Raw genomic sequence first — 17,943 nt, forward strand, 5'->3', positions numbered from 1 at the left:
CCCTCGGGCACCCCGTCCTCCCCGGCCGCGGCCCCCGGCAGCACCTACGGCCCAGCGATGCCCGGTACTCCGGAAACGCCCACCGCTCCGGACGGTTCGCATCAGGCTTCACAAGTGGTGGACCAGAACGACGGCACGGTGGACCTGCTGTACGAGGGCGCCGACGGGTCCTTGGACCACGACTGGTACATCCCCGGCTCGTCATGGGCGGGGCCGACGAGCCTGGGCGGGGCGACGATGGGCTCTGAGCCCTCCACCGTGAACACGGTCGCCGGAACCGTCGACACGTTCTGGGAGGGCCAGGACGGCGACCTCTGGCACTCCTTCACGACCGGCGGGACCTGGAACGCTCCGGTAGACCTCGGGTACGGCACGCTCGGCAGCGCCCCACGGGCGATAGGCCAGGCCAACGGCACCATCGATGTGTTCTGGCGGGGCGCGAACGACGACCACCTGTGGATGGCCCAGTACACCGCGGGCGTCGGCTGGAGTTCGGGGGCCGTCAAACTCGGCGGCGACATCGCCCCGGGCACGGTGCCGGCGCCGGTCTCCTCCGTGGCCGGGACCACCGACGTGTTCTTCAAGGGCACCGACGGCAACCTCTGGCACGTCTACAGCAGCAACTACGGCACGTCCTGGAGTACGGCCGCGAGCCTGGGCTACGGCACACTCGGCAGCGGCCCGACCGCGACCGGCCACGCCAACGGCACCATCGACGTGACCTGGCGGGGTGCGAACGACGACCACCTGTGGCTGGCGCACTACACCGCCGGCGTCGGCTGGAGCTCGAGCGCGCGGGACCTCGGCGGCGACATCGCGGCCAGCACCGTCCCCGCACCGGTGACCTCCGCAGACCCCACCACCGACATCTTCTTCGAGGGCACCGACGGCAACTTGTGGCACGTCTTCTCGAACGACTACGGCCAGAGCTGGTCGGCGGCCGCCAGCCTCGGCATGGGATCAATCAGCCAGCCGCTCGCGGCCGGACAGACCGACGGCACGATCGATGTGTTCTGGAAGGGCACGGCCGACAACCACATGTGGCACGCCTTCTTCAACACCGGCGGCGGCTGGACGACCACCGCCAGCAACATGGGCGGCGCCGCCGAGTGAATCCGGGCGCGACCGCTCCAGGCTAGGGGGTTCTATAAGGCAGATGCAGCGTCGGCCCGGTCGGTTTTCCCGACCGGGCCGACGCCTCTGCGGCGGGAGTCGCTCCACGGGCACGCGGGACTCGGTCTCTCCTGCGCCGATGCCGGCCCCACCTCGACGTGATCCGAGTTACCGAATAACCCGCATCGACGATGCGTCCCGAGCCGGTGCCCTTGTCATGGCGCCGCGACAGCCTCGGGCATTGGGTCATGCGGGGGCACTCCCCTCGCATACGACCTGGGGATCTTGGCGAGAATCCGGTGTGAGTCGCGCGAGCGCGCCAGGTTCTGGCAAAAGTGGGCCGGTACCGCGCGGCCCCAGGGAGCCGATGATCGCGCCTCGCGGCATGCCGGGTGGTAGTCCCAGGCTCCGCGCAGAGCGCCGCCTTGACCACACGCAGATCGCCGCCTGGACCACATATTAGTGTCGACTACTTGAATAAGTAGGCCTTTGGATCAAGCCGGTCCGACCGGTTATAGTGATCATCGCCTGATGCCATCAACCGATGACATCGGCCGATGACACTAGTGGGAGCACAGCGATGACGACGCCCGCCGATCCAGCCGAGGCAGCCTCGCCGGAGGCGATCGGGGCCGGCAGCCCCTCTCCGCTGCGGCGACGGCTCCTGGTACCGACCCTGGTGCTGTCCGGATCGCTGATGGCCGTGGTCTCCAGCCTCGGCGCCCCCCTCATCCCGACCCTGTCGCAGGCCGACGGGGTCTCGTTGAGCACCGGCGGCTGGATCCTGACCGTCACCCTGCTGACCGGCGCCCTGGCCACGCCGGTGATGGGGCGCCTCGCCGACGGGCCCCGCCAGCGGGCCATCATCCTGGTCGCCCTCGCCGCCGTCGTCGCGGGCTGCGTGCTCGCGGCGATATCCACCGGCTTCACCGTGCTGCTCATCGGCCGCGCGCTGCAGGGAGTGGGACTCGGACTCCTGCCCGTAGCCATGGCCATCGCCCGCCGGAGCCTGCCGCCCGAGAAGGCCAGGCAGACGATCGCCACCCTGTCGGTCACCACCGCCATCGGCGCCGGCCTCGGCTATCCGGTGACCGGGCTGATAGCCCAGGTCCTGGACTTCCGGGCGGCCTACTGGTTCGGCGCCATCGTCGTCACCGGGGCGCTGGTGCTCGCTGCGCTGGTCCTGCCGGCCCGCTCGCCGGGGGTCTCCCGGCGCTTCGACGTCACGGGCTCCGGGCTGCTCAGCCTGGCCGTCATCGGGATTTCGGTGGCCCTGAGCGAAGGGGGCGGATGGGGCTGGACCTCGGCTCGTTCCCTCGGCGTCTTCGCCGCATCGGCGGTGCTGCTCGCGGTCTGGATCCCCTACGAGCTGCGCATCGCCGACCCGCTCGTCGACCTGCGCCAGGTGCGCAACCGCTCGGTCCTCACCGCCGACGTGTCAGGCTTCCTCATCAGCATCGCCATGTACCTGCTCATCCCGATCATCGTCGAGTTCGTGCAGATCCCGCGGTCGGCCGGCTACGGCTTCGGCGCTTCCCTGATCGTCTCCGGGCTGGTCCTGGTCCCGCTCTCGGCCGGCAGCTACGCGGCCACCCGCTTCCTGACCGGCTACGAGCGGCGCTTCGGGCCCCGGACCATGATCCCGCTCGGCTCGGTGGTGTTCGGGGTGGCCGCGGGCTTCTTCGCGGTGGAGCACTCGGCCCTGTGGGAGGCGTTCGTCACGGTCGCGGTCTGCGGCCTCGCCGTCGGCTTCACCACCGGCGCGATGCCCGGGTTCATCGTCCGCGCCGTGGCCCCGAGCGAGACCGGCAGCGCCATGGGCTTCTACCAGGTGGTGCGCAGCATCGGCCTGACGGTCGGCAGCGCGCTGAGCTCCGCCGTGCTGATGTCCCACACCCGGCCCGGCCAGGAACTGCCGGAGGTGGGCGGCTTCACGGTGGCCCTGATCATCGCGGTCGTCCTGTGCCTGGCGACGGCGGTGGCCAGCTTCATGCTGCCGGGGCGGGCGCCCTCCCGGCCCGATACCCTGACCGTGGATCAGGAGGAGGACCTCGAAATGCTCATGAAGGACGACGCCGAACTGGCCGGCGTGGGACTGGTCGCGGGCGAGGAGCCGCCGCCGGGACCGAAGGGCGATCGGCCGTGAGCGACGGCGACTCGGCGACCCCGAGCACGAAGGGGGCCCGGGCCGGCCGATCCCGCGACTCCGCCGCCAGCAAGGAGGCCCTGCTCCAATCGGCCAGGATCCTCTTCGGCCGACAGGGGTTCGAGAGCACGACGATCCGGGAGATCGGCGAGCAGGCCGGCGTCGACGCGTCCCTGATCGCCCGTTACTTCGGCAGCAAGACCGACCTCTACATCGCCGCGGTGATCGCCGAGGACGCAGGCGAGGCGATCCCCACCGAGTACGAGGGTCTGGAACAGATGGCCGAGGTAGTGCTGGCCCGGGCCGACGGCCGGGACGGCCCGGGCCCGGTCCTCCAGGCGATCATCCGCTCCGACACCTCCCCCGAGATCCGCGACGCCGCCCTGGACCGCCTGTCCCGGCGCCTGGTCACGCCGCTAGCCGCCAAGATGGCGGCGACGCGGGACGAGGACCGTCCCGAACTGCGCGTGCAGGTCGCGGTCGCCGCCCTGCTCGGCATCAGCCTCGGACGCTCACTCGGCTGGTTCGACGAACTCCGCTCGGCGCCTCGCGACGAACTCGTCGCCCTCATCGTCGACGCCCTCGGCGCGATCACCGGAGAAACGCCCGAGCGATAGCCAGCCACGATCCGAAACGTCAGTGGTGACACACCCGGCGAGATCTTCTTCGCCTGGCTCATGCGCTTCCACGCCGTCGGCGCCCGTAAAGGCCCTCTCGCCTCGGCCATCCTCGCCGAATCCGCCAACGGCAGCCCCATCGTCCTGCGCGAGAGCCGTTCCCGCACGATCGCCGCCGGCGAACCCCTCTTCCGCGCCGCGCAACGCAGCGGAGAAGTACGCGACGAAGTCTCACTCGGACAGATCCTCGACGGCCTCGTCGCACTCGCCGGCATCGATAGCGACCCGGACTTCCCCGGCGCCCTGATCCGCATCCTGCTCGACGGCTTGCACTCGAACGCAGCCACGTCATGAGCGGATCGCCGACTGCCAGTGAAGTCCTGGGCGTCCCCACGGCCGTAAGAAGGAGTGGGCGGGCGCGCTGCCGGGCCAACCGAGCCGACGGACGTGATCGAGCACGAGCATGGGTGCGCCCCGCATGCTGACCGCACACATGCTCGCCGAGGCGAGTGAGGCTTTCCGCTACTACGCGGGTGGCCCACCAAGCTGTCCGGCGTGAGCGTCCCCGCGGGCAAGGACCGCATGGCCTACACCCGCAAGGAGCCGCTCGGCGTCGTCGGCATCATCTGGGGCTGGAACGGACCGATGGGCCAACTGCCCGGCAAGCTCGCCCCGGCCCTGGCCGCCGGCAACACCGTCGTCCTCAAACCGGCCGAGACCGCCTCGCTGAGCACGCTGCGCCTGGCTGAGCTGCTCGCCGACACCGACCTGCCGGCCGGTGTCGTGAACGTCGTCACCGGCCTGGGCTCCGAGGCGGGCCAGGCACTCGTCACGCATCCCGGCGTCGCGAAGATCGCCTTCACCGGGTCGACTGCCACCGGCAAGCTGGTCCAGCGCCAGGCCACCGACACGCTCAAGCGCGTCACCCTCGAGCTCGGCGGCAAGTCGCCGTCGGTCGTCTTCGCCGACGCCGACCTCGACGTCGCGGCCCGCGGCGTGGCGGCCGGCTTCCTGGGCAACGCGGGACAGGCCTGCGTCGCCGGATCCCGCGTGTTGGTCGAGGAGAGCATCCGCGAGGAGTTCGTCGAGAAGCTGCTGAAGACGATGGAGATGTTCACCCCAGGCGACCCGCTGACCCAGGGCACGCTGGTGGGACCGCTCTCCACCAAGGCGCAGTTCGACCGCGTCAGCTCCTACCTCGACATCGCCCGTGAGGAGGGCGCGAACGTGGTGACCGGCGGCGGGCGCTTCGGTGACCACGGATACTTCTTCGCCCCCACCCTCCTCGACGACGTCCGCTCCGACATGCGCGTCGTCCGCGAGGAGATCTTCGGCCCCGTCGGCGTGATCACCACCTTCACCGACGTCGACGACGCCATAGCCCAGGCCAACGACACCGACTACGGACTGGCCGCCTCCGTGTGGACCACCAGCCTCACCACCGCACACCGCATGGCCGCGGCCATCGAGGCCGGCACCGTCTGGATCAACACATGGGCCGAGATGAGCACCGGCAACCTCCCCTTCGGCGGCTACAAGCAGTCCGGCCTGGGCCGCGAAGGCGGCCTGGAAGGACTCGACACCTACACGCAGGTCAAGAACGTCCGTATCGCACTGTGAACACAAGTACCTCAGGTATCTGACCCGATGCTTGTCACGTGGGGGCCCGTCACCCGACGGGCCCCACCCCATACCAGCCTGCCCGCGCCGTCAGCCCGCAGGGCGGCGTCGCTGCGCCTACGACGCCTCCTACAACGGCAGCGTGGCCGCGGCCACCACGGTCGCGAGCATCGGCGTCCAGGGCGCTTGGACCAACAGCGACGCTCTGCCGACCGGCGTCCCCTGGAACTGACGGCACCCGACGCCGACTGGCCCGCGCCCGTCCCGGGGCCACTACGTCGGGGCGGGCGCGAGCGATCCCGGACCAGCCGCGGTGGGCGGGCCCGCTCTGCTCGCGGTTGCCGGTCCGTGGTGGCTAAGCCCGCTTTCCACCGTACGGCCGTGTCGGGTGCTGCCCGTTCCCCTCGGCTTTTTGCTCGCCGGTGCGTGCGATGCCAGAGCGCCACTTCGCCGAGCGCTGGGGTGGATGCCCTGCCTGGTGCGGCAGGGCATCCACCCCCTGGTTCACGTCACCGGTTCACGGGCGGCGCCCGTTTCGCGGGCTACCGTGGCGCGGATCGGATGTCCAGGTGGCTGTTCAGGAAGGTCTGCAGGGTGCTTTGCGTCACGGCACTGGATGAGTTCAGCGTGAAGGCCAGAGTCGTGGTGCTCCCCGCAGCGACTTTCGCGGTCCTCATGACCGGCGTGTAGCCGTCCTTCGCGGCTATGATCTCGAGCGGACTGAAGCCCTTGTCGAGCCACAGCTGGTAGTTGCCGTTCCCGTCGGTCTGCAGCGTGTAGGTCACCGGACCGCAGGTGCCGGTCTTGGGCTCGTACATGGTGCAGATCGCCACGGTGGCGCCGACGATCGGGCCACCGGAGGTGTCGGACACGGTCCCGGTGATCTTCCCCCACGTCTTGGGCGGGTTGACGGTCATGGTGAAGGTGACCGGCAGCGCACTGGCGTACGGCGAGTTGTCGTCGAGTGTCAGTTCACCCTTGTAGGTGCCCGGCTGGGAAACCTTCGAGGAGTCGGCGGTGACCGTGACGGCGACCTTCTGGCCCGGCGCAATCGTCAGTGTGCTCTCGGAGCTGGACAGCCACGCCGTGCCGGCGGCGCACTGGTCGTACCCGGGGAGGTACTGGACGAGTTGCACGGGCGTGTACGAGCCGTCGGCTTCGCCGCCGATCTCGTAGATCCCGCATGCGGCACCGCCGCGGTAGAGCGCGTTCGCCGAGTTGGGCAGCGCGCTCCACAGGTTCGTCGTCGGGTCGTATCCGTAGTTCTGATTGGAGAGCATCGCACCGTTCTGCACGGCGCCGCCCATCACCTCGAGTTGACCGTTCGCGCTGGCGGCCGCGGCGCCCCAGGCGTCGTCCGGCATGCTCGCCTTCTGCGTCCAGCCCGCGTCTCCCGGCGTGTAGGCGTAGGTGGTGTTCAGCGACGAGGAGCCGCTCTCACCACCGGCGCACACGACCGCGGAGTCGACGCCGCCGCAGGCGACGAAGGCGACGGTGCTCGGATAGGCGGGCGCCGCGCTCCAGGAGTTGTTACCCGGGTCGTAGCTGTAGACGGCTGACGACAGGGGCGCGCACGAACCCGTGGTGCATCCGCCGATGATGTAGAGCTTGCCGTCGACGACCGCGCTGGCGGCCGCGGCCACAGCGAGCGGCAGGTCTGCGATCTGGGACCATGTGTTCGTGCCCGGGTTGTAGGCATAGGTGTGCTGACTGGTTTCGCCGAGCCAGTTCCACCCGCCGGTCACGTACAGAGTGCCGCCGATGAATTGCCCCGACAGGGCGCTCAACGGCTCGGGCAGGTCGGCGATCGCACTCCACGCACCGGTGGCCGGATCGAAGACGTTGGCACTCTGGAGAGGCTCATTGCCATCGCTGCCGCCGACGACGTAGATCTTTCCGTCGTAGTCGGCGACCACGTCGTCCATCACTGACGTCGGGTAGTTCGCGACGCTCGTCCACGACCCGTTCGCCGAGGCGCTCAGTGGTGCGGTCAGTTGCGTGCCGGAGGAGGCACCGGGGCTCGCCGTCGGATTACCCGGTCTCTCCGCGAGGCTGGTGTGCGCCTTGACCAGGGTCTTGGGTGTGGCCGCGACCGGAGCGTTCGCGCTCTGCCCCATCGCGGTGAACCCGGCGTCGCTCTGGCCGAGGCTCACGTTCAGCGGCGCGGTACCGTCGTTCCCGAGCGTCACGGTCTTGGTCTTGGCAGCACCCAGGGTCTCGGTCGCCGACAGACTCTGCTGACCGACGGTCAGCCGGCCGACGTCGAGCTTGAAGTCTTGATGCACGACGCCGTCCGCGATCACGTCGATCTGGCCCGCGGCGTCCGCGTACTGGCCGTCGGTGACCGTGAACCCGGTCTGGCCGGTGTGCGAGCTGTAGAGCCAGTAATAGCCCCCGGTGAGACCGGCGTCGTCCGGCGTCGCGGCCGTCACCCCGAACTGGGTCTGGTCGGAGGCGCTCGTGACGGTCGCGCCCTCGAGTACGTCGCCGGTGTTGGCGTCCGTGACGACGCCGGCGACCAGACCGCCCGGCTGCGCGACGCACGACTGGGTGCCGATGAGCACGTTGTCGATCTGCCACATGCGGGTGTCTCCACCGATGAAGTGGAACCGGACCCGGACGTCGGACTGGCCGGCCGCCTGCGGGATCGGGATGTCCATCAGGGCGTCCATCGTGGGCGGCGTGAACACGGTGTTCCAGGTCTCGCCGCCGTCCAGGCTCAGGTCGACGGTGCCGGTCTGGCCCGGGAACCCGATGTACTCGTTGTCGAACATGATCTGCGGGTCGCTCTGGCCCGACAGATCGACGGCCGGCGAGATCAGCGAGGTGTCCTGCTGGCCGCCGTCCCAGTAGTCGGATTGCACGCTGGCGAAGTCGGAGTCCGAGCCCTGCGGCCCCGCGAAGCCGCTGAGGTTCGCGAAGTTCCAGGTCTGGCCGCTGCCGATGTTGTCGACGACGCTCCAGCCGTCCTGTGCCGTCGTGCCCTGCCAGCCGGTGAACGTCTCGACCGTGCCCTGGTTCCGGTAGGCGTAGCCGGGCGCGGTGCACGTGCTCGCGTCGACCGGCAACTGGATGTCCTGCCGGACCGCCGAGCCGCTGACGTCGACGGTGGCGGTCTGGCCGAGGTAGCCGGACAGGTCCGCGGAGGTGAACTGCATCGTGTAGTCGGTGCCGGAGGGCAGGGCCACGCTGTACTTGCCGGTGTACGGATCGGAGTACACCGCGCCGCCCGGGTAGCCGCTGATAGTGATCTTCGCGCGCATCGGCCAGCCGTGGCCCGATCCGTCGGTGACGTAGCCCGAGACGGTCTCCCGGGGCAGCGCGGCCAGCGTGAAGTTCTCGGCCACCGACTCGTTGTCGGTGACGGTGACGTCCTCGACCGTCTGGGTCGGATAACCGAAATCCGTCGCGGTGACGGTGTAGGTGCCGGCCGGCGCGTACAGGTCGTAGCCGCCGTCGGCGCCGGTGGTGGCGGTGAATTCGTTGCCGGACGGAGCGGTGGCGGTCACATCGACTCCGGAGATCCCGGCGCCCGAGGAACTGTCGGTGATCTTTCCGGCGATCTGGCCACTCGGACCCTGAGACAGTGCCTTGATGCCGTTGGGGGTGCCGAGACCGGTCGGGCCGTCCCAGCCGGGGCCCGCCTGACACAGCACGTCGCCGCAGTCGCCGTCATCTCCCGAGGTGACGTCGTTGAGATCGGTCGGGTCGGCGTACGGGTAGGTCACCGGATAGGTTCCCGGCGTGGGGGTTCCGGCGAGCGCGTACATGGCGGCGATGAGCGGGGAGGACAGGGACGTGCCGCCGTACTGGGACCATCCGCCGAGCGCGGTGGAGTTGTAGATGCCGAGACCCGTGGCCGGAGCGGCGTCGGCGGAGATGTCGGTGTCGGCCCGGTTGTCCGGACAGTCGGTGGCCAACCCCTTCTGGAAGGCCGGTTGCGGCTCGTAGGCCGAGCAGCCGGATCCGGTCGCGCCGTTCTCGTCGTTCCACACGGTCTCGTCCCAGCCACGCGCGGAGCCGCTGTCCTGGGTCAACGCGGTTCCGCCGACGCTGGTGACGTAGGGGCTCACCGAGGGGTAGCTCACGCCGTATCCGGTGTCTCCGGCGGACACGGTCACCGCGATGCCGGGGTGGTTGTAGTACTGGTCGAGGCTCGACTCGTCCGGCGCCTCGTCCCCGCCGTACGAGTTGGATATCGCCGTGGCGCCGAGGTTCGCGGCGGTCTCGACGGACTGCGCGAGGTCGCTCGCGTTGTCGGTGTCCGCCTCGACCAGCACGATGTTGCACTTCGGGCAGGCCGAGGAGACCGCGTCGAGATCGAGTGCCGTCTCGATCGACCAACTGGAGTCCTCCGGCGGGTAGTCGGTTCCGCCGTTCTCGTCGACCTTCTTGAAGCAGCCGTTGGCCGTGGTGCAGGCCGGGAGGTTGTAGAAGGACCGGAAGACGCCCAGGTCAGCCTCCGCGGTGGCGTAGCCGAAAGCGTCCACGATCGCGACCGTCTCGCCGGTACCGGCGGCAGGCAGGTCGTACGCGCTCTGGATCTGCGTCGGCCCCAGCGCGGTCGAGGGCGGACCGGAGGCCTCTGGCTGCACGGTCACGTAGCCGGAGCTGTTGGTCAGCGGGACCGCGTCACAGTGCTCCGTCGGGAACGTTCCCGGCTTCGGGGGCGCTTGGGGAGTGTCACAACTCGGCGGTTTGATCTGCTTGACGGCCGCAGTGGTATCCGCGGTCGCGGGATGAACGGCTCGGGCGGTCGCCGCGTGGGCGGCGCCGGCGCCGGCGAAGCACAGGCTCGCCAGGGTGGCCAGGGCGACCAGCAGGACGACGAGTCCCCTCGGTCGCGATTTGACTTCCATCGATGTCTCCTACCGGCGGGACGGAACGGATCTCCGTGGCGTACCCGACCGTGACAGAGTCCGAGAGCACCGACAATGGTTCGGCGGTTCGTCTTTGCGACAGGTGTCGTAAGTACGCCATCGCGCCAGCGTCCGCTCCGCGCCCGTTTCGTCCCGTTTGAAAATCAGGGAACAGATACACAATGACGCGACACACCGCCGCGCGCGGGCGCCATGGAGCTGCACACTTGTGTCCAACACGTTAATAAGCATGCGCACATCCGGCTTCCCGCAGCAGTATCGCAACAATGATCCCCCACCGCCATTCGGTGGCTGATCTAGCAAGAGTTCTGACATAGTGGTCGTCATCGGAGTCGGAAACCCGACAGAGCCTGGGACGGCTGAGACGAGGCGGCAACATGTGGGAGACCGTCGGTATACCCGCGGCGGAGGCACGCGTCTACGAAGCTCTGATCCCTCAGACGACCTCGACCGTGGGGGCGCTGTCCAGCCGCACGAACCTCACCGCGGCCAAGACCGCACGGGCGCTGGTGAGCCTGGCCCGACGCGGCCTGGTGACGCGGCTGCCTGGCCGCCCGGCTCGCTACACGGCTGTTGAACCGTCGCTGGCCGGCTCCGTACTGATCTCCAAGCGAGAACACGAACTCCGGCAGCTGCAGCAGCACTTGAACAAGCTGGACCAGGCGTTCCACACTGAGGCCTCGACGCTCGGGCCGGGCGACTACGTGGAGGTGATCGAGGGCGTTCCGAAGATCTTCCGGACCTTCGTGCGCGTCCAGCGTTCCGCCCGGCACCAGGTCAGGGCGTTCGACAAGCCACCGTACTTCGTCGTCGCGGGCAAGCACGGCGACGAGGGGCCCAACTTCGAGGAACGCGGCTCGCTCAGTGCGGGCACGGTCGGCTACCGCGTCGTCTACGACCAGGAGTCGGTCGCCACGCCAGGACGCCTGGAGAACATCTGGGAGGGGATCAACCTCGGCGAACAAGCGCGCGTCGGCACTTCACTTCCGGTGAAGCTCGTGATCTGCGACGACACCCTCGCCATCGTGAGCTCGCCGGCCGACTACCAGAACGAGATCGCGCACCTCGTCCACCCGTCCTCCCTGCTGGACCTCGTCAGCGGGCTTTTCGAAGCCGTGTGGGACCGGGCGATCCCGCTCAACCGGTTCGAGTCCAGGAGCGGCCCGGAGGCGCTGAGCAACCGCGACCGGCAACTGCTCGGCCTGCTCGCCAGCGGCGCCACCGACGGCGCCATCGCGCGCACCTTCGGCTGGAGTACGCGGACCGTACAGCGGCACGTCCAGCAGCTCATGACGCAGGTGGGTGCGCGAACGCGCTTCCAGATCGGCATGGAGGCTGCACGCCGTGGATGGATCTGACGCGGCGCGGTCACCGGGTACACGACGGGGAGGCGCCGTCCTCAATCAGGACGATGTCGGCCCGCCGACACGGCGATGCGCTGTAGCAGTCCTGGCTCAGGGCCGCAGTGTGGACGCGGGTGACACCCGGAGTCATGAAGCCGTGGTCCCACATCAGCCGGATGCCGGCATCGTCCGCCGCGCCCCACACGCCGACGTGCGTAGTCACCCGCAGGCCCGGCCCGCGTGCCGCTCAAAGGCGTGAAAGTGCCGAAGACCGTTCCCAGCGCGGACGGTCAGCGCTTGTGGCGTCGAAGTCGTACGCCTGAGCCTGCGCGAGAGCTTCGGTCGGCCGCGCGCGCCGCCTCGGCCAGATCGCCGATCATGAAGTGGTGCTCGCCGTGGCGCAAGAGCGGGCTGGTGGGATCGAACACGTATCTGCTCGTCGTCGAGGCGATCGGCCCCGATGGGCACCGGCTGTTCCCTTCGTGGACCTCGAGCAGCCTCACCGGCACGTGGACGCCGCTGGCCGCCACCCGGACCAACCCGTTCATGGGCGCCTCCGACGTCACGTTCCCCTCCGGCACGCCGGTCTGGACGCAGGACTTCAGCGGCGGTGAAGCGCTGCGTACCGCCTGCGACCAGACGGCGACGATCGACCCGTGCCATCTGCAGTATCTGTTCCAGGGCATGGCTCCCGGCTCGGGCATTCCGCGCCATACGCGCGCACGCACCGTTCGCCCGGCGATGCCGTCCATCAGGGCCGTCCATCAGACTCGCCAGAGTCTGATGGACGGTGGCGGCCACCACGGCGTGGTGGAAGGCAGCGTCGTGCTTGTTCAGAAGCTCCACGTCGTCACGGGCCGCACGCATGGCGAGGAGGTGGCCTTCGACTTCCGCCTACGCCTCCGGCAAGATCCGGGTGGCCGCCAGCCCGGTGGCCACCGGCTCGAAGAGGCGTCGAGCCTCGATCATCTCCAGCAGTGTGTCACCCTGCAGCAGCTCGACCACGGAGCCGATCCCTTCCAGCAGCATCCCGGGCTCGAGGCTGGTGACGTACGTCCCGGCGCCGCGGCGGATCTCCAACACCCGTGCTATCACCAGCGCCTTGACCGCCTCGCGCATCAGGTTCCTGGAGGTGCCGAGCTGGGCGGCCAGGCCGGGCTCGGAAGGCAGCCGGGAACCGGGAGGCGACTGGCCGGAAAGGATCAGCTCCCGGATATGCTCGATGGCCCTGTCGGTCAACGACATCTGTCGCACCTCACCTCCGGACGCCTCGCTGCGGCAGCGTGACAGCGGTCTGACCGCAATGGAGTAACGGAACGGGAAAGCTCCGGGGCGAGAAGCGCCTCGCCACGGAGCAGAGACATGGCCCTAACCAGATCGGGCGCAACCCGAGCGCGACCACAGCATGTGATCGCCCTGTTGCCCGGAAGGCTCAAAGGCCGAGCACTTCTCTTGGACGCCGCGTACGCGCGAGCACTCGGAGAGTCCGAACCAGAGCGGATCATGCTCTTGGCACCGCCCGACACGCCGTGGCCATGCGAGCCGATCCAGGTCGTGTTCGGCGAGGGCTCTGACGACGGAATCCGGCTTGCGCCGGCCCAAGAACCGCCCGAGCGCCGACGCGCTTATCCGCGGCCCCCGAGCACCTCGCTACGGCGAACCCGCCCATCACGCGATCCGACGGCAACCGCGACTCGCCGCCTGGCCTGCACGGCTTGCGGCACCGCCACCGAGCATGTCAGCACTCATGCAGAACTCGGTCCCGAGGCCGTGCCAGACGGGGACGACAGCCTTCTTCCGGCGCGCTTGCACAGGCTCTTGCATACCCGGTATACATACTGCGTATGCACGAGAGGGGGCGTCGGCATGTCGATCAAGCACAGCAATTTCGCGCTGCTGCGCGACCGGGCTGGATACGGCTACCGGCTGCGGTTGCGCGCGGCCCTGGCGGAGATCACCGGCTCGACTCGGCCCGTGTACATCGGCCAGATCTCCACGACTGTCGTCCGGCTTGAGCGCGACGGCCTGGTGGCCAAGACCGGCGAGGACGCCGAGGGCCACGTCGCCTACGAAATCACACAGGAGGGGACGGGCGAACTCGAAGGCTGGTTCGCCCGGCCGATCACCCGGGGCGAACGGCCGCGCGACGAACTCGCGATCAAGCTCGGGCTCGCGGGGAGCTTGCCCGGGGTGGAAATCACGCCGATGGTGCGGGGTCAGCGGACGCACGTCCAGGCCGAGCTGCGAGGGCTGACACAGCGCGAACTGCGCACCGCGGACCCGCAGCCGGCCTGGTCGTTGGTGCTCGAGGCACGGATCTTCCAAGCCGGGGCGGGGATCCGTCGGCTTGACCACATGGAAGGACAGGCATGCCGACACAATCGATAGGTCCGGTGGTCTCACGCAGGGGCCTGACCCGGGCCCACGGTTCGGGCGAGGCGGAGGTGCGGGCACGGGTCGGGGTGAGCCTGGAGGTCGCGGCCCGGAACCTGGTCGCGGCGATGGGTCCTCCCGGCTCCGGCAAGAGCACGCAGCTCGCCCTCTGCGGCGGGCTCGACAGACCGACTTCCGGCAACGTCGTCGTCGAGGGCGTACACCTCTCCGAATCCTCGCGCCGCGCGCTCGCCCGGCTGCGGCGCACCAGCGTCGGCTACGTCTTCCAAAACTGCAATCTGATCCCAGCGCTGACCGCGGCCGAGAACGTCGCGCAGCCGCCTGAACTGGACGGGATGCGCGCGGGCAGAGCGCGCCGACTGGCCAAGGCCTCGCTCGCCGAGGTCGGCCTCGACGGGCTCGGCCGCCGCTTCCCGGAGAAACATCGGCGCATCCGCTGCTTACCCGGTGCGCTTCATTGTCCGCGGCTCAATCTCGGCGTGATGGCCGCGGCCACACCGGTGCTGACCGCCCTCGGCGCGATACTGCTGAGCCGGTCCGCAGACGCCACGGGCCGCCGAACGAGTTGACGGCAACGGTCGGCACGGGAGATGCAGGCACGGGCCGCGGCCGGCTTCGACAGAGCCCATCAGGGTTCGTATCCACGGATACGTAGGCGCGTTCGACCCCGCCTGACGCCAGTGTCGCAGCGTGATCCAGTGGGCGAGCCGGGCGATTTCGGGCCGCCGCGTCGCCGGCTTCGGTGGGATGCGTCATGGCGGTCCGAGCGCGCGTGACGCCCGGAGTCGGACCCGAACACGCCGATCGAGCACGTCCTGGGCATCCCGGCCGAACTCAAGGCCGAGGACAAGATCCACCACTACGGCCTGTCCGAGGCCGACCCCCACACGATCCGGCGCGTCCGCGCCGTCCACCCCGCCACGGCCCCGCATGCCGGATGCTCGCTGTTCGCCGAGACCAGGAGCCCGGGGGGAACGACTCCGAAGGGACGATGTCGATGACGGCACCGCTGAGTGACTCACTACCGAAGACCGCGGAATCGGTCGTGTATGCCGCGGTGCGCCCGCCTGCACGATCTCCTCGGTGGGATTTCATACGCCGTGTCGGGCGCTCGGTGAACCGGCCTTCCGTGCTGCCCTGGCTGCTCGCGGCAATCTGTCTCGCCGACTACGCGGCACTGGGGTTGGCGGACCAGGCCCGCATGCTGACCTCCGGTTTCGACCTGGGGATATTCGACCAGGCCGTGCGCGCTTATGCGCACGGACAGGCCCCGGTCACACCGTTGAAGGGCTTTGGCTTCGACCTGCTCGGGGACCACTTCTCGCCGATTATCGCCCTGTTGGCGCCCTTCTACTGGATCTGGCCGAGCGCCGACATGCTGCTGCTCGCGCAGGCCGTCCTGTTCGCACTCGCGGCGGTGCCGCTGACTCGATGGGCCATGAGGGAAGTCGGAACCTGGCCCGCGGTCATCATCGGGGCCTGCTACGGCGCTTCCTGGGGCATTGCGGCGGCGGCCGGCTTCGATTTCCACGAAGTGGCCTTCGGCGTGCCGCTCGTAGCGTTCAGCGTGACCGCGCTCGGCGAGCGTCGCCTGACGGCCGCGGCCCTCTGGGCGCTGCCACTGCTCCTGGTGAAGGAGGACATGGGCTTGACCACGGCCGTGATCGGCATCATGATCGCGGCGCGTGGCCGTCGCGTGCTCGGGCTGGCCACTGTGGTCGCCGGGGTGGCGGGCAGCCTGCTGGAGATCACGGTGCTCATCCCGATGGTCAGTCATCGCGGATACACCTATATGAGTAACGTGCTACCCGGTGCGTCGTCCGCGTCTTCCGCCTGGGGCCTCGGCGGTCTCCGCACTGACGCCCTCGTGCTGATCCATGCCGCAGCCAGCCTGTCGAACCCGGTCAAGCTCGACACCCTGGTCATGCTGCTGGCGCCGACCGCGTTCGTCGCGTTGCGCTCGCCCCTGATCTGGCTGGCCGTACCGACACTGGCCTGGCGCTTCGCCTCCGACAACCCGTCCTACTGGGGCACCGGCTACCAGTACAGCGCAGTCCTGATGCCGATCGTCGCGGCGGCCTTCATCGATGGTCTGGCCCGGTGGCGCCGATCCGGCCGACGGGCGAGCCTGATACGCAGCCGGATCGCGCTCGGCGTCGCGCTCGCGGTGACTGCTCTGCTCCTGCCGTCGCGACCGACCTTCAGCGTGCTGTACCCGGGCAACTGGTCCCGCTCGCCCCACGTCGCTGCCGCCGACCGACTGCTGGACATGATCCCTGATGAAGCCACCGTGGCGGCCACCAACCGCCTCGCTCCCCAGCTGACCGACCGAGACACGGTCACCCTACTCGGTACACAGCTGAATCTCCTCAGGCAGAACTCATGGATCATTGCGGACACGCAGGGCCCGCCCTTCCCGGGAACTGCCGCGCAGCTCAACCAGTGGCTGACAATGGCCCAACATCAGGACGGCTTTCATGTGGTCGCAGAAGAAGACGGCATACTGCTGCTCAAACGCTCGATATAGCGGTGTTCGAAATCAGAGTCACCTGCGCTCGAAGCGGCCCCTGAAACCCGACACGTGCTCGTACCGGCAGCACCTCCGAGCCGTCCGCGAAAACCGTACTCGCAGCGCTTCGGCGTAACCTCGGAGCTGTGGAGAGGGAGATAGAGGTCGTTTTCATCGACGCCGAGGGCGGCCAGGCGTTCGGGCACACGCGGCTCGAGCTCGGCACCCTTCTCGAACGGATCGCGTCACCGACCACGTTCTTCATCCACGGCGAACTCTGGGATGTCGAGGCCGCGGACCCGAACACACATGCTGGGCTGGAGGAGCGCGGAAGCGCACGGCTCACGCTGCGCAGGCAGCAGCCCATCGCCGCCGCAGCTCCGGTCGGGGACCTGCGTTCGGGCATGTCGAGTCTGTGCAATGCGCTGCCACCGATGACCGGTCAGCCCACGGTCATGCGCGCACCGTACCTCAAGCTGCACGAGGACGTGTGGCGGGACGTCGAATTCGTCGCCGACGGCGCGCAGCCCGCGATCACCCGCAACTTCAGCGAGATCGCCGCCGTCCTCGCCGAAGCCGCAAAGCAACGCACGGCCTACTTCGGCCGATGCGCCGTGCGCGCCGAACCCGCCGCTCCGCTCGACGGCGTGACGATCGGGGTGGACGAACTCGCCACCGTGCTCGGCCAGAACGCCGACGCGGCGTATCCGGTCGTGATCGACGGCCCACCGCCCGGACGTGATATCCCGAACGGCCTCGTGCTCGGCGGCTTCGCGTTCGACATCGGCGGCGGGACATGCGTGTACGGACGCAATGTCCGGAGCCAGATCGCCGAACTCGGCGTCTACCGGGCCGCCGGCGGCGTCCCCGAGGCAAGCCGCGTGGCCTCGGCCCTCAGCGCCCTGATGCGGACACACTCTCTCAGCCTCGTCGACTGGCGGGCCCGCGCCCAGCTACGTACCGCCGCGCAGATCACCGCGTGGCTCAGCCCCTGACGGTCGCCGGCCGGAGGAGGAAGTGCAGGCTCGAACGGGGGCAGCCGGCCAGGATAAGACAAAGGTAGGGCAGCGGAGGTACCACCGCCGGGCCCTCGTGGACGACCTGAGACGCGCGCCGCCGCCACAGCTCAGCGATTCACCGGCCAGGGCAGATCGAGTGTCACGTAAGTCAATCCATTGTGGCGGTATAGCTGAGCCTCGATCCACCGAGCCAGTTTTAAAAGTCTGATTCTGCGGCTGCGATCGGTCCTACCTGTTACGCGGGCAGGACCGATCGCCGGGTGGCCGTCCGGGCGGGGTCTTCCGGGGTTCTCGAGTCGTGG

At 69.1% G+C, this 17,943-nt stretch carries 11 protein-coding genes and 3 pseudogenes; 11 read left to right on the top strand and 3 right to left on the bottom strand.

Annotated features, from left to right (window positions below):
* The 5 genes from KDL01_RS27890 to KDL01_RS27910 all read left to right on the top strand — a co-directional run.
* Positions 1-1,113: DUF8189 domain-containing protein (locus KDL01_RS27890; RefSeq protein ID WP_212531600.1), on the top strand; the 1,113-nt coding region annotated here is incomplete at its 5' end.
* A 580-nt stretch (positions 1,114-1,693) separates the two neighbouring features.
* Entirely contained in the window at positions 1,694-3,259 is a 1,566-nt protein-coding gene (locus KDL01_RS27895) for an MFS transporter (protein WP_212531601.1), read from the top strand.
* Positions 3,256-3,876, top strand: a complete 621-nt coding sequence (locus KDL01_RS27900) for a TetR/AcrR family transcriptional regulator (RefSeq protein WP_212531602.1) — start codon at positions 3,256-3,258, stop codon at positions 3,874-3,876. Before KDL01_RS27895 ends, KDL01_RS27900 begins: the two co-directional genes overlap by 4 nt.
* A gap of 42 nt (positions 3,877-3,918) precedes the next feature.
* Positions 3,919-4,230, top strand: a complete 312-nt coding sequence (locus KDL01_RS27905; protein ID WP_368861667.1) for an SbtR family transcriptional regulator — start codon at positions 3,919-3,921, stop codon at positions 4,228-4,230.
* A gap of 201 nt (positions 4,231-4,431) precedes the next feature.
* Positions 4,432-5,496, top strand: a complete 1,065-nt coding sequence (locus KDL01_RS27910) for an aldehyde dehydrogenase family protein (RefSeq protein WP_212531604.1) — start codon at positions 4,432-4,434, stop codon at positions 5,494-5,496.
* 542 nt (positions 5,497-6,038) lie between these two features.
* On the opposite strand, the gene KDL01_RS27915 is transcribed toward KDL01_RS27910, so the two are convergent.
* A complete protein-coding gene (locus tag KDL01_RS27915; protein ID WP_212531605.1) occupies positions 6,039-10,355 on the bottom strand; it encodes a carboxypeptidase regulatory-like domain-containing protein in 4,317 nt (1,438 codons plus the stop codon).
* Between the two features lie 398 nt (positions 10,356-10,753).
* Between KDL01_RS27915 and KDL01_RS27920 the strand changes: the two genes are divergently transcribed.
* A complete protein-coding gene (locus KDL01_RS27920; protein WP_212531606.1) occupies positions 10,754-11,734 on the top strand; it encodes a helix-turn-helix transcriptional regulator in 981 nt (326 codons plus the stop codon).
* 82 nt (positions 11,735-11,816) lie between these two features.
* Here KDL01_RS27920 and KDL01_RS46075 read toward each other — a convergent pair.
* Positions 11,817-11,963 (bottom strand): annotated as a pseudogene (locus tag KDL01_RS46075) (amidohydrolase family protein); the annotation flags it as partial.
* A gap of 134 nt (positions 11,964-12,097) precedes the next feature.
* On the opposite strand from KDL01_RS46075, the pseudogene KDL01_RS46080 reads away from it, so the two are divergent.
* Positions 12,098-12,361: pseudogene (locus tag KDL01_RS46080) on the top strand (non-reducing end alpha-L-arabinofuranosidase family hydrolase); the annotation flags it as partial.
* 44 nt (positions 12,362-12,405) lie between these two features.
* Here KDL01_RS46080 and KDL01_RS46085 read toward each other — a convergent pair.
* Positions 12,406-12,964, bottom strand: a pseudogene (locus tag KDL01_RS46085) (FadR/GntR family transcriptional regulator); the annotation flags it as partial.
* Between the two features lie 621 nt (positions 12,965-13,585).
* On the opposite strand from KDL01_RS46085, the gene KDL01_RS27940 reads away from it, so the two are divergent.
* From KDL01_RS27940 to KDL01_RS27955, 4 genes are all read left to right on the top strand, one after another.
* Positions 13,586-14,107, top strand: a complete 522-nt coding sequence (locus KDL01_RS27940) for a PadR family transcriptional regulator (protein ID WP_212531609.1) — start codon at positions 13,586-13,588, stop codon at positions 14,105-14,107.
* Positions 14,089-14,682, top strand: coding sequence for an ATP-binding cassette domain-containing protein (locus tag KDL01_RS27945; protein WP_212531610.1), 594 nt, complete (start codon positions 14,089-14,091; stop codon positions 14,680-14,682). The genes KDL01_RS27940 and KDL01_RS27945 overlap by 19 nt, the downstream gene beginning before the upstream one ends.
* Before the next feature lie 560 nt (positions 14,683-15,242).
* Positions 15,243-16,640 (top strand): DUF2079 domain-containing protein, encoded by a 1,398-nt coding sequence (locus tag KDL01_RS27950; RefSeq protein WP_212531611.1) that lies wholly within the window; start codon positions 15,243-15,245, stop codon positions 16,638-16,640.
* 128 nt (positions 16,641-16,768) lie between these two features.
* Positions 16,769-17,617 carry a hypothetical protein gene (locus KDL01_RS27955; protein ID WP_212531612.1) on the top strand — a complete coding sequence of 283 codons (849 nt, stop codon included), beginning with the start codon at positions 16,769-16,771 and terminating at the stop codon, positions 17,615-17,617.
* The last annotated feature ends 326 nt before the right edge of the window (positions 17,618-17,943 follow it).

The organism is Actinospica durhamensis (genome assembly GCF_018139695.1).
Classification (GTDB): Bacteria; Actinomycetota; Actinomycetes; order Streptomycetales; family Catenulisporaceae; genus Actinospica; species Actinospica durhamensis.